Annotated in this window: 5 protein-coding genes; 3 read left to right on the top strand and 2 right to left on the bottom strand. The window is 53.1% G+C overall.

The features are described 5' to 3' along the window. Positions 1–69 precede the first annotated feature (69 nt). On the bottom strand, positions 70–522 hold the full coding sequence (locus tag FUA23_RS10695; RefSeq protein ID WP_147930735.1) for a hypothetical protein: 453 nt from the start codon (positions 520–522) through the stop codon (positions 70–72). A 176-nt stretch (positions 523–698) separates the two neighbouring features. Here FUA23_RS10695 and FUA23_RS10690 point away from each other — a divergent pair, with 176 nt between their 5' ends. Then, on the top strand, positions 699–1,946 hold the full coding sequence (locus FUA23_RS10690) for a M16 family metallopeptidase (RefSeq protein ID WP_187270968.1): 1,248 nt from the start codon (positions 699–701) through the stop codon (positions 1,944–1,946). Positions 1,947–2,156: 210 nt separating this feature from the next. On the opposite strand, the gene FUA23_RS10685 is transcribed toward FUA23_RS10690, so the two are convergent. Beyond that, positions 2,157–10,007 carry a T9SS type A sorting domain-containing protein gene (locus FUA23_RS10685; RefSeq protein WP_147930733.1) on the bottom strand — a complete coding sequence of 2,617 codons (7,851 nt, stop codon included), beginning with the start codon at positions 10,005–10,007 and terminating at the stop codon, positions 2,157–2,159. 608 nt (positions 10,008–10,615) lie between these two features. On the opposite strand from FUA23_RS10685, the gene FUA23_RS10680 reads away from it, so the two are divergent. Together FUA23_RS10680 and nqrB are read left to right on the top strand one after the other, a co-directional pair. After that, positions 10,616–12,232 carry a Na(+)-translocating NADH-quinone reductase subunit A gene (locus FUA23_RS10680; protein ID WP_147930732.1) on the top strand — a complete coding sequence of 539 codons (1,617 nt, stop codon included), beginning with the start codon at positions 10,616–10,618 and terminating at the stop codon, positions 12,230–12,232. A 57-nt stretch (positions 12,233–12,289) separates the two neighbouring features. Then, the gene (gene nqrB / locus FUA23_RS10675) at positions 12,290–13,684 is read left to right on the top strand and encodes an NADH:ubiquinone reductase (Na(+)-transporting) subunit B (RefSeq protein WP_147930731.1); all 1,395 of its coding nucleotides are present in this window, start codon (positions 12,290–12,292) and stop codon (positions 13,682–13,684) included. Positions 13,685–13,814: the final 130 nt, after the last annotated feature.

The following is a 13,814-nucleotide window of genomic DNA, read 5'->3' as shown; positions in this document are numbered from 1 at the left end:
CAAGGCGTTCGGCGTTAAGTTGTCCTGGAGCGATCGTATTGAACGCTACCCGGCACTTAACGCTGAACGTTATCGCGAAGCGATCCACTTTCGCATAAGCATACGGCAGCTCCGCTCGCTTCCGCCAGCGTCTACTGCATACTGCATCTGGCTGATGGCTTGTTCCATGATCGCTCCCGGCCAGCCTCCCGGGCTACACCTGCACACTGAAACGCTGTTGACACTCGCATCGTAGTAACTTACCAAAACGCATACCGGGCTCAGACTACGGCCCCGGCAGCGAAGCGCTATCTGTCGGCCCGGAGTCGGCGAAAAGGTCTGGGCGGGATAGTGCAAATAATGAGCGGGTAGTTGTTTATGACTCAGGCTCCCGCCTCCATCTCCGTGAATTCGCAGCACCCAACCGGTATGGTTCTCAATTTCTATATAGTCGAGGTCAGACAGCGGAATGGCTGACGCCGGGCCACTACAGTGCATGAGTGTGTAAACGAATAGGATCGCGGTCAGGCGGTGGATGGGCATCTTATAGAAGTTCGAACTTTCTATTGATGCGAACCTGAACCGTTTTGGTGCCTCTGCACTGCGGAAATCGATACACGCTTCGTCTCCTGCCTGCAACTATGGTTGCTGATGGGTGTTGGTAGATGTACCCCGTTGCATACACTGAGTACAGACGGGCAGATGCAAAAAAATCCTACTTGATACCGTACGAAACTTACAAACTCAAAAATGGGCTGACGGTCGTGCTTCATCACGACCCTAAGCGCACCGTGGCTGCCGTTAATGTTCTTTATAAGGTCGGTAGCCGCAACGACCCGCCCGGCCGTACCGGTTTCGCTCATCTTTTCGAGCACCTCATGTTTGGCGGCTCGCAAAACATCCCGGACTTTGACGAAGCCCTGCAATTGGCCGGAGGGGAAAACAACGCGGTTACCGGCGCTGATCAAACCCTTTACTACGATATCCTGCCGGCAGATAATGTCGAAACGGCTCTCTGGCTGGAATCCGACCGCATGGCCAGGCTCAAGCTGGACCAGAAATCCCTCGATACGCAGAAAAAAGTAGTAGTCGAAGAATTCAAGGAAACCTGCCTTGAAGAACCCTACGGCGATCTTTACCATCACCTCAACGAACTGGTCTATAAGGTACATCCTTACCGGTGGCCGGTTATCGGGGAACGCTTCGAGCACATTGAGGATGCAAGCCTGGAGGATGTACGTGACTTCTACTACACTTACTACCGGCCCGACAACGCAATCCTGGCCGTTGCCGGAGGCTACGACAACAGCCTCATCCGGGACCAGATCGAAAAATGGTTTGGAGATATTCCCCCCTCAGGACCTAACCATCACCGACCAGAATTGCCGGAAGAACCGGAACAAACCGAAACCCGCCGGAAGAAGGTGGTAGCCGATGTGCCAAGCCCCGTCATATATCTGAGCTACCGGACTCCAGGTCGCTTGCACCCCGATTTCCCCGCCATCGATATCCTTTGTTTCCTGCTGGGAAGCGGCCGGTCTTCATTGCTCTACCGCCGTCTCGTTCGCGACGGTGATCTTTTTGCGGAAGTTTCGGCGAGCCATAACGACGGCCTCGACTCCGGTTCCATTATGATCGATGCGCGCCCGGACGAAGATGCCGACTACGACGAAGCACGGAATGCTCTTTTCGAGACCGTTAATGAGTTGGTACGCAAAGGAGTCGCCGAACCTCAACTGGCCAAAGTGATGAACCGACTGGAGCAACACAACCACTTTAAGAGCATCAACGTAAGCAGCAGGGCTTCCGAACTCGCCTTCTACGCCGCTCTCGGTAAACCTGAACTGATTAACCTCGAACTGGAACAGTACCTCGCAGTTACCGTTGCCGACGTAAACCGGGTGGCACGTACTTATCTCCGCCCGGAACTACTCTCGGAGGTGGACTACTTCTGCGAGGAAGAATAAATGTCGTTCCTCCGGGCAGAGCCCGGGGTTTATAGCTGACCAATAAAAAAGCATTCAACATCCGGGCTAACCTCAATGGCAGCCCGGATGCTGAATGCTTTTACGTTTGTCGTCAGAATATTGCTTTGTTTCCCCCAGGAGTTCAGCTTAAATGCTGGCAGAGGGAGACCAGCTCAGCCTCTGCCAACAAAAAGACTGGGGGAACACTTATCAGCGTCGGATAATAAGTTTCCCTGTGGCTGCTTCGCCACCAGCCACCAGTTGGAAGTGATAAGCTCCGGCAGCCAGCGCGCGCGTGTCGAGGCGGAAACGTTGCGTTCCGCCGGTAAGGGTTTGCGTCCGGTAAATGACCTCACGGCCAAGTGCATCGAATAGCTTCAGTTCGGTTTCGTCGGTCTGAGGAAGTTCGAAGCGGATATCGACGTATTCAGCGGCCGGGTTCGGGGCCGCGCTCAGGAAGCGGAACGCCGAAACGGCTTCGGTATTCGTCAGGTTGTTTACGGTAGGGACGAAGCGCTGGAAGGTAGCGTCGTGTCCTTCGGAAGAGAATGCGGCTTCCTTGTTAACGGAAATGTCTCCGGCAGCGGAGCGCCGGGTTGCGGTAGCCCGAACGGTTAACTTAACCATCTCTGCACCTGCGTTTAGCGCCCGCATTTCTCCCGTTTCACTGAACCAGCTCATTCTGAAGAGGCCACGACTGCTGAGGTGGTCACCAATTTCAGCTTCGGAAAGCTCGCCGGGCAATACGCTGAGGATCTCAAGCCCTTCCGCTACTTTGAATTCGCTCTGGAACGAAACCAGGTTTCGGGTTTCAGCTAAGCTGAGGGTAAGTTCGTAGGTCTGGCCGGCATTGAAAACCTCGGGTAACCTGACGTTGAGCGGAAGGTCGCCCATACTACGGCCAGGGTCGGCACTGTTGAGAATGTCACCCGTTTTTACGCCGGTAAACATCACCATCGTGTCGCTTTCCAGCATGACTTCGGCACGGCGTGGAGCGGGGAACACTCCGTTTTCGTTCCAGTCGTCAGCGAAAATATGACTGTCAGGTACGAAGGTCCAACTGTTACAGCCAGCCACTTCGGTCAGGTCGTCATTGAGGAGCAAACGCTGCATCAGGTACAGGTCGATGGTGGAAACGCTCTGACTGCAGTTCATGTCCATCGCCACTACTTGCATCGGATCGGTAATCTGAGGCACGTCATAACCAAGAAGGTACCGTTGGGTCAGGAAGATTTCAAAGCTGGACAGCCCGTTGGCGTAATCGCTCGTCTTCAGTGGTTCGATGTAGTACATTCGGCCCATAGAGAGCCCCGCGATTGTTGTGGCAATACCTTCCTGGTTCACCGGCAGGTCGATCGTGAAACCACCATCGGGCTCAGATAACTGGAAAGTAGTGCCTTCCACCTCGTTGTTGTCGGGGGTCATCGCCTGGGAACTGATGTTGCCGACGATACTGCTGGAGACCTCCACAAAGCCGGGAAGGTAAGTGACAGGAACGAGAATGGGGACGCCACTGCGCACCGCGCTGACTTCGAGCTCAATCGGCTGGTTGATGAGCTCCAACTCCGTTTCACCCGGGTTGTTGCCAAGTTGGAGGTGAATAAAGAAAAGTACGTCGATATTGCCTCCCAGTGTAACACCTTCCGTTCCGTTTGCAACGAAAGAGAAGCTGCTGTTGTCAGCATTGAACTGAGGTGCTATTGCTCCGGCAGAAAGGTGAGTGATGGTGGCCAGAGACGGGTTGTCCAGCGCAAAAGTTCCCGCGATAGTCGCAATATTGTCTGTTCCCTGAATGGAAACAGGAATGCTTACGCTGCCTCCGGGGAAGCTCTGTGCTCCCCCGATTATGATCTGAGCGCTGCCGGTAGAATTTACGTCCACCGTTTGGCAGGCAGTATTGCTGCCGCAGCCGTTGGCTGCGGTGAGGCAAACCTGGTAGGTGCCGGCGTCAGCGTAAATGTGCTGAGGGTTAGCATCGGTAACAACTGCGGTACCGTCACCGAAATCCCAACTGTAATCGCCGGGGCCGGACTGATTGGTAAAGTTCACCGCAAGCCCGTCCATTGAGGTGGCAAAACCAATTTCTGCCAGTTCTCCCGAGCCGCCTCCGATAATGGAGGAAAAGTTCATTTCCATGCATCCTTCTGCGCTGAAAGCGCGGATGGCGTAATCTCCCGCCGGAGCGGGGATGTAGAGCGGACCGTCGATATCTTCGTAAATACGGGTTACCGGCCCCGACATCGCAATGCGGTACGGCCCTGTTCCTGCAATGAAGTCGAGGAAGAAGCCACTACTGTCACAGCTATTGTTAATCGCAACATCAAACAGGTTAGCAGAGGTGCCCTGCACTACGATCGTTTCTGCATCTGTGCAGCCGGTAGCGTCGGTGACTGTTATCGCGTACTCGCAAGGAGTACGGTTGTCGAGTTCGAACTGCGTCTCATTGGTCGTAAAGGTGGTGTCTATGGTCCCGTCACACAAGCGGGTCACTTCCACGTTGAAGGGAGCCGTTCCTCCCTCGATGTCGTTCCACAACTGATTCAGTTGGTTGCAGTCGTTAAAGATAAGTGAGGTTACCAGGTCGAGATCGGAAGTTGTGTTCTGAATAGTGAACTGATTAGTTTCGATACAACCCAGGCTGTCGGTTACGAAGAAGGTGTAGTCTCCACTCGGCAGGTCCTCACGGCTCAGACTGGTCTGGTCGGTCACCAGGCTGTCGCTTACCGGGCCGTCGTATACGATGGTATAGGGGGCGCGGCCGCGGGTGATTTGTAAGTCAAAGGAGCCGGGTTCGTTACATTCTCCGGAAACAGCGGTAAGATTGTAAAGATCGATCGGTGCGGGGAAGACGGTTATGACGTCCATTACCATACAGCCGGCGGCATCGGTAACGATAATTTTGTAGTCGCAGGGTGCAAGCTCAGTAAGCTCAAAACCAACTTCTCCCGATACAAACTGAGTCATCGTTGTGCTGTCGCAAAGCCGGATAACCTCAACGGAGAAAGGCCCCGTACCGTTAAAGATGTCGATCCAAACCTGGTTGTACTGTTCGCAATCGTTGCTGATCAGGGCCGCCTGAAGAACCAGGTTACTGGTAGTTCCTTCCAGTACCACGGTTTCTGTTTCTTCGCATCCGTTAGCGTCGGTAACCATAATCGTGTACTCGCCCGCTGGCGCATCGTTGATGGAAAGAATGTTCCCGTTTACTGTATTCGAACCCGATTGCGGACCACTGTAATCCACCTGGTAAGGCGCCGTTCCACGGATGAAGGACAGGTCGACCCGTCCGTTTTCGCCACAAGGGCCGCTCACCGGGGTAACAGTGAAGAGATTAGCACTTGGGTCTTCCACGCAGCTTTCGGTCATTACCGTACAACCCATGGCGTCGGTAACCGCGATGCTGTAACAGCAGGCTTCAAGGTCTATAAGTTCAAAACCATTGCCCGACAGTACGAAACTGGTGTCGGTGACACCGTCACAAAGCCGGATTACTTCCACCTGAAATGGCCCGGTGCCTCCGTTGATGTCGTTCCAGAGTTGGTTGTACTGCCCACAATCGTTGTTGATGAGCGCTGTCTGTAAATCGAGATCGCTCGGTACGTTAGTAAGTGTGGCGGTCTCTGTTTCAGAGCATCCGTTGGCATCCGTTACAACTAAAGTGTAAGTTCCTGCCGGAAGTCCGGTGAGGTTGAATACACCAGTATTACTCGCCTGGATGCCATTTGACGGTCCGCTGTAGCTCAGAGAGTAGGGCCCTGTAGCAAAGCTGTTCATCACCATTACATCCAGGGTGCCTGATTGGCCACATACACCGTCGGTTGCTATCGTATTGAACAACTGGTAAGGCTCAACGGTGACGGTACGCATGGTCATACAACCGTTAACGTCGGTTACGGATATCTTGTAATCACACGGGATGAGATCTACAACTTCGAATCCGTTGCCACTCACTACAACGTCGACCTGAGTATCGTCGCAGAGGCGGATAACTTCTACGGTGTAGGGGCCTGCGCCACCTTCGATATCGTTCCAGATTTGATCCGGAGCGCCGCATTCATCCGTTACTACGCTGGAGACGACTTCCAGGCTGCCGTCGTTGAGCAGAGTGATGGTTTCGGTTGCTTCGCAACCGTCGGCGTTGGTCAGGGAGAAGACGTAGGTGCCTGCGGGAAGGTCGCTCACCCGGTAGGTTTGGGAAGCAAGGTTAACGTTGCCGTCTACCGGGCCTGTCCAGTCGATAAAGTAAGGGTATTCCCCTGCTGTTACTTCCAGGTCAATGATTCCGGTCCCGCCGCAGGCTCCGTCGAGAGCCGTAAGGATAAGGATGTCATCGTCGGGGTTTACATTAATAGAAACTGTTTGGCTGCTGAAGCAGTCATTTGCATCTGTCACCTCTATAGTATAAGTACAGTTGGGAAGATCGGTAAGATCGAAAACGTGGTCCAGGGTGGTAAATGTCCGGTTCTCTTCGGGGCAGGCATCGGTCGTTACAGTAACCGAGAAGGGGGCTTCCCCTCCGCTGAGCAGGGTCCGGATATTGTCGAGCTGTCCGCAACCTGCGCCGGTGGCGAAGCTCGATTGGTTGGCGGAAGAAAGTCCGCCGTTCACCGTCATCTCGGTTGTAGCGGAACAGTTGCCGAAGTCGGTAGCGGTGAAGGTGTAGGTTCCGGGAGGTAACTCTACCCATCCTGTTCCCGTTCCGTCGAGTGTTGTGCTTCCGGAAACAGTACCACTGTACACTACCGTATAATTAGGGGTGCCTCCGGTAACGGTGAGTTGCAGTCCTGAGTTGTTGCCGTCGCAGGCAGCTATCATTTGATTTACGGTGAAGTCGAGGTTGCCGCCGTTGTCTTCCACAAAAATAGTTTCTGCTACATCGCAACCATCAGCAGCCCAGATCGAGAAATTGTACGTGCCGGCGGGCAAATCATTGATAACCGTAATCTGCTCGTTGGTATTTATCGTTCCTGATACCGGGCCTGTATAGTTGATGGTATAGGGCGCTGTGCCAGCAGAAATGTTTACCCTCGCTGCTCCGGGGAGGGCACAGTTGGCTGCGGTTGGAGAAACACTGACTTCCATGTCTCCGTTAGCCACCACCAGTGTTTCGGTGTAGGAGCAACCGAAGGCGTCTGTCAGGGTAAATACGTATGCTCCGGCGGGCAAAGACCGCAAGCGGAAATTGTAACCATTCACGGTTGCTCCTCCGGTTACAGGGCCGCTCAGAGAGATGGAGTAGGGTAGGGTGCCATTGGGAGCTCTGACCACAATCTCTCCCATGCTGCCGTCACAGCCGGCAGGTTCTGCCCAGGCTTCTACGTCGAGGTTTCCTCCGGCTGCGTCGATTGTCACGGATTCAGAGAAGCTACATCCTGCTGCGTCTACTACGCTGACAGTATAGTTGCCCGCTTCGAGCGGTGTGATTACGAAGTTGGCAGAACTGGTCGTAAAGACCCGGTTCAGATCACCACTCAGGTATACAGTATAGGGAGCTACTCCGGTGGTAAGCAGGCTTACATCGATTCTCCCCTCTTCACCACAACCAGCAGCGGTAGGGGTCATCGTACCGTTCATTCCGCCGTTGTTATTGTAAATGGTGAAGTTGAATACCATCTCGCAGCCACTGGCGTCTTCAATGGTGGTCACGTAATCTCCGGGAGGGAGGTTACCAAAGTAAAACTGACCGTTGTAGCTACTCGCAGCACGGCATACAGGACCAACGTAATGGGCGGTGTAGGTGGGGCTGCCACCGGTTACTGCAAAGGTGATGCTACCTCCGGATTGCCCGCAAGCCGTCCCCGTCTGGCCAAGCATCTGGAGGTCCAGGTCACAGGAGGATGAGCAGTCTACCGTAAGGTTGTAGTTGGAGATCGCGCCGTTGTAACCATCAACGACTACGTAATATGTACCTGCAGGGAGATTGCGTACAATCTGCTCCGAACTCGTGCCGGAGTTCTGGCTGTACTGAAGACAGCTTCGTCGGCTGCATTCACTCAGTAGAAACAGTTCAAGATTTGCACTGAGATTGGTCAGGTCAATGGTTACGAGTCCGGATTCCGTGGTAGTGAAGGTGTGTACGATCTCAGGACCATTATTCTCAACATTCAGCTGCGGCCCGCAGGTGTAGGTACTAACGTCATCTGTCCCGCCTGCGTTGGTACCGTTGTATGGCGTTCCGCAGGAAAGAGGAACCCGTTGGCTGCAGTCGAGGTAACCACAGCTCAGTTCAAGACGGTAGTTACCTCCTATTCCCGCTGCGCCCTGGTCTACGATGATGTAGTAAGTGCCGTTAGGCGCATCTTCCAGAACGATGCCTTCGTTATTGGTCGCATTGTTGGAGTAGGTGCTGGAACCAACCACGGTGTAGTTTCCACAATCACCAGTCAGAAGGAAAAGGTCCATGTTAAGACCCGGTGTCATAATTTCAAGCCCGACCTGAAGGTCTCCTGCGGACGATTTTTCGAAAACATACACCCGGTCCGGCCCTTGCATCAATGCTCCGGTGGCGCCAGGGTAGCTGGTGATTTGATTGCCTGCACCTATGGTTGTCTCATTAGGAAGGTAGTCGCCGCACGAAATCACTGTGGCTTCGTCGCACCATCCGGAGGAACCATTACATGGTCCGGGAGTGTAAGAGAGTACGCCGGCAGCATCCGCAAAACACGAATTTATGTATGTCTCTCCGTTACAGCCACACACGAAATCAGTATTGCTTTCGCAATCATCGGTGTTGGCAATTTGAGCCGGGTTTACGCAGTTGTCGTCGCACCCACCGGTGGTGTAACTCCGGACGCCGCTGGCTTCCGCCATACACGCTGATGCGTATTGTTCTCCGTCGCAGCCGCAAACCGGGAGACTGCCGGGCTCACAAGTAAGGGTAATAACGCCCGTTACCTGATTTACACTGGTCCCGCTGCTGATAACAATCAGGCCCGGGTCGTAGCAATCCTGTGCGTTCTGGTCGCAAAGGCCAGAGTAGTAATTCAACACGCCTGCTGCTTCCGCTTCACATGCATTGCCGTAAGTGACACCGTTAAAACCGCAGACAGGCTCGTAGGCGGTTGGGCACTGGGTTTCTGCGTTCATGTTTTCAACACTGAGACCGGGGTTCCAGCATGCGCCGGAGGTGTAAACCGTAATGCCGGCTGCCTCGGCAAAGCAACTGTTCAGGTAGGTGACGCCATTACTGCCACATACAGGATTGACCGAAAAAGAACAACCCGCGTCTGTGTTAAGATCCAGAGGCGAGGTTGCCAGGCTATGTGGTGTGAAGTCTGAGTCGACGAATATGAGGCTGTCAACTATAATTTGTGCGGTGCCAAAGGAGTCGGCTTCAAAGTCTGCAGCCAGAGGGAGTTTCATGCGGGCAATAGCACCGTTGACTGGCCGGTCCTCGTGATTGATAGCGGTAACCGAAAACGAAAGTTGGTGAGCAGAACTGTCTACTCCCGCTAGTGTGAATAATTCTTTGCCAGAAACGAGAGCAGCTTGCTCTAGCTCAGGAGCGAGGTTTTGGTAATCGGCCAGTAAGCCCGGTGAAACAGTGGCCCGTAAGCTCAGGCTGTGGAAATCCTCAAATGAGCCTTCGCGGCCGTTAATAACCACATCCAGAAGGAGCACACTGCCTTCGGGCCGCAGTTGAATGCCCGCGGGCATCAGTCTCAGGACGGCCTCATGGTTGCCACTCGTGTCAGGAAGTACCCAGGGGTCGGTTTGTTCGGCGGGGGCATGGGTGCGGTGAAGATTAGTCATCAAAGCCTGCAGGTCGCGGCCAGAGACCCTGCCGTCACCGTCCATATCTGTGTGAGCAAAGTTGATTCCACTGGGGAAAGTATCGGGCCAGATGGGGGTCGCGGGTTGCCCTACCCAATTGATCGAAGATGCCGGGCGTTCGAAACGCTTGATGCCATATGCACGTGCCCAGTATATAAGGTCGGCCTCATCCGCCACACCATTGTTGCTGGCATCTCCGGGCCACACCATTGTTTCTTGTGCTGTCAGCGGACAAACAAAGAGTATAGACAGTAAAATCCATGTACTCAGTGTAAAAATCTTTTTCATAGTGTTGGGATTATAATATGGTAGCCACTGCCGTATGGCTCTTTAAAAAAACAAAAGGCGTCTTCAGAAACAAAACCATTCCCTTGTCGGGAGAAGGCTCCTGTCACATCGCCAAAGGCTGGCAATCAAAAAACTAACACGCTGCTTCATCAGAGCAGATTCTTTTCCCTAGGCATGACGGAAAATATGTGCCATAGTCACGCCGGCAGGTTTTTTTTAGAGCCATAAAGATAATCATCCCTTCTTACTAAAGAACACTAAAGTCGACAGTTTATACCACTCCTGCTTACTTTCCTACCGTTTCCGAGGCGAAATCGAATTGTTTGGTATGTCTCGTTGGGCCGGTTATTGTTCGGTTAAATTCATCTTAACATCCATTTTCAACAGGCTGTACATTTTTACACAGGTAGGAGAAAAAGAAGGCGGCTGTTAAATAGATTTTGTCTAAATAGAGGTTGCTATTCAACATGGCCCTTACTTACTGGCTTAGAACCATTCGAAGTTGTAACTTTGCGGCAAACTTGGAAAGACCGTTTAAAAACGGGCCTTCCGGGCTAATTTCAGGCTCGTCTCGAGCTACTTATCTTAGTTTTAACGCAATCAGGCGTATGAAATCTCTTAAGCGACTGACCGGCATTCTCTCTCTGATGGTGTTGGTTAACCTTACTTTCCAGTCTCAGGCTCAAGCCGATGGGGGTAATTTGCTCTTTTACGGCCTGGCCGCCGTAGCTCTTTTAATCTTCTTTTTCATCGTGGTCAGCGTGGCCGATAACTTCATGGTTATCGAGTCTAACGAGTCCGGGATCAACGGAGAGAAGGTGAATATGGGGCTGTATCCCCGGATTAGTGAACTCTTCAGTAAGAAGACGCCCGCTTATCTCGAGGGCGAGCATACCTACAAGCTCAATAAAGGGTATGACATTCCACTGGAAGGTAAAGCCTCTGACGTAGTAGACGGTTCCATCTCTGCTACTCGTTTTGCCGTCATGCCCCCGGACTTTATCGGTCTGAAGCCCATCCCCAAGGTAATCGTCGAAGTTGGCGACTCCGTTAAAGCGGGCGAGGTGATCTTCTTCGATAAGAAAAAGGACCGGATCAAGTTCGTAGCCCCCGTCAGCGGAGAGGTGATCGAAATTAACCGTGGCCTGCAGCGGTCTATCGCCAGTATTGTTATCCTGGCTGATAAAGATCAGGTGAGCCGCACCTATACCGTTCCTGCCGAAGGTGCTTCACGCGAGGAACTCGTCGAGTTCCTCCTTGAGAGCGGCGCATGGGCTGGCATCCGCCAGCGTCCCTACAACATTGTTGCGGACCCCGAGGTAACACCGCGTGATATTTTCATTTCCACCTTCGACTCTGCCCCCCTGGCTGCCAACAGCCAACTGCAGATCGCTGGTCGCGAAGACGTTTTCCAGGCAGGAATCGACGTTCTGCGTCGCCTGACCGATGGTCTCGTGTATCTGGGCCTCGACGGTCGCGAAGAAGGGAAAACTGCTTTTTCTACCGTTCGCGGCGCTGAGAAGCGTTACTTCATCGGCCCTCACCCATCCGGTAACGTTGGTGTACAAATGCACCACATTCACCCAGCAGGAGTTGGCGAGAACACAGTGTGGACACTTGATGTAAATGCAGTGCTCGTAATTGGAGAAATCTTCAAAAACGGTCGTTACAATTCCGAGCGTGTAGTTGCGCTTACCGGTGCACCTCTCGCGGCTCCCCGCCATGTACGTACTTACACTGGTGCCAATCTTGGTGAGTTGCTTGCTGGCAATACCTTCGACAATGTCCGCGTGATCAGCGGTAACGTACTGACCGGTGATGCAGTAGGAGCCGATGGCTACCTCGGCTACTTTGAAAGCCAGGTAACGGTACTCAAAGAAGGTAATGAAGCTGAAATCTTCGGCTGGTTGCTTCCTCTTAAGCCTCGCGGATCGGTATCTCCTACAATCCCTACTTTCGGGGACTTCGAGGCTACCACCAATACCCACGGCGAGAAACGTGCCTTCGTGGTAAACAACGTCTACGAATCAGTGATGCCAATGGATGTTTACACCCAGCAGCTGATGAAATCCATTCTGGTGCAGGACTTTGAGGCAATGGAAGGTCTCGGAATCTACGAACTGGTAGAAGAAGACGTAGCCCTGGCAGAATTTGCCTGTGTGTCTAAGCAGCCCCTGCAGAACATTCTGCGCAGTGGCCTCAACACCATGCTCGAACAGGGATAATTCACAAAGAACAATCGACGCCCACTTCGGTGGTGTGTCTCCAGCTAGAATAGCAATATGAAAGCATTACACGATTTCGTCAAGAAGTACGAGCCATCCAAGGAAAACAAGATGGCCCATACCGTATTTGACGGTTTTTACACTTTCCTCTTTCAGCCCGATACCGTTACTTCCGATGGCACGCACATCAAAGACGGTATGGACCTTAAGCGCCTGATGGTAAATGTGGTACTTGCTCTGCAGGTGCTTTACATCTTCGGTACCTGGAACATCGGTCACCAGCACTTCCTCGCTCTGGGAGAGCATACTGGTCTGCTTGAAGGGTTTCACCTTAAGATCGTTTACGGCCTGATTCAAATCCTGCCGATCTTCGTCGTTACCCACGTGGTCGGCCTCGGTATTGAGTTCTTCTACGCTGGCCGTAAAGGCCACGCAATCGAAGAAGGCTTCCTGGTTTCAGGAGCCCTCATTCCACTCATCATGCCTCCCGATATTCCCCTGCTGTGGTTGGCCATCGCCATCGCCTTCGCCGTAATTCTCGGTAAGGAAGCTTTCGGCGGAACCGGTATGAACATCTGGAATGTAGCCCTCCTCGCACGTGTATTCATCTTTTTTGCTTACCCTACCACCATCTCCGGTGACGAAGTTTGGGTGAGTGGCATCGAAAAAGTCGGCACCGAGTACTTCGCGGCCAGCTACAATTGGGCTCACGGTTTATTCGACTGGATCTTCAGTGGTGTCGGCCTCAGCCAGTTCGGCGCGGGAGGACAGGCGGTTGTTGACGGTTGGACCGGCGCAACCCCGCTTGGTATTGCAGCCAAAGAAGGCTGGGAAGGCGTAACGGCTGTTTACTCTACCGATGCTATGTTCTGGGGTGGTATCCCCGGTTCTATCGGTGAAATGAGCGTACCCCTGATCGTACTCGGTATGATCTTCCTGATCGTGACCAAAATCGCTGACTACCGCGTAATCTTCGGCGGCCTCATCGGTTTCGTTGTTTGTGCTCTGATGATGAACGCTATTGCTCCTCCGATGGATGCACTTACCGAAGATATGGACGGTGTATTCAAGTTCATGGCAATTCCGTGGTACTACCAGATGATCATGGGTAGCTTCCTGTTTGCGATCACCTTCATGGCTACCGATCCCGTTTCCTCTGCCGATACACCAACCGGTAAATGGATCTACGGTTTCCTGATTGCTTTCATCGGCCTCATCATCCGCGTGATGAACCCCGCTTACCCGGAAGGCTGGATGCTCTCCATCTTACTGATGAACACCTTCGCTCCACTCATCGACCACTACGTCTACCAGGCCAACATGAACCGCCGTGCCAAACGCACAGCAGCCATGGCCGAGCAGCGCAACGAGTTGATCACCAAGCGTGGTGACCTGCCCGTGTTCGACGAAAATTCAGATTACGTCCCGGTTGGTAACACCAGCGGACAGTAGCACTTTTGGCGGCTGGCGGACACGTCCGTAAGGCTTCCGGAAATGTTGTATCAAGGCGGGACCGCCGGTGCAAAGAAAGGATAAAGGCCGGGTGAAGAATCCTTCGACACTGCCTCTCCGAAAAGCAAAC

Source organism: Neolewinella aurantiaca, from assembly GCF_008014675.1.
Classification (GTDB): domain Bacteria; phylum Bacteroidota; class Bacteroidia; order Chitinophagales; family Saprospiraceae; genus Neolewinella; species Neolewinella aurantiaca.
This window is presented reverse-complemented; position numbering and strand designations above follow the sequence as displayed.

Excerpts from the sequence above, each read along its gene's own strand:
- FUA23_RS10680 (WP_147930732.1), top strand. The coding sequence starts at position 10,616 with ATGAAATCTCTTAAGCGACTGACCGGCATTCTCTCTCTGATGGTGTTG.
- nqrB (WP_147930731.1), top strand. The coding sequence starts at position 12,290 with ATGAAAGCATTACACGATTTCGTCAAGAAGTACGAGCCATCCAAGGAA.
- FUA23_RS10695 (WP_147930735.1), bottom strand. The coding sequence starts at position 522 with ATGCCCATCCACCGCCTGACCGCGATCCTATTCGTTTACACACTCATG.
- FUA23_RS10685 (WP_147930733.1), bottom strand. The coding sequence starts at position 10,007 with ATGAAAAAGATTTTTACACTGAGTACATGGATTTTACTGTCTATACTC.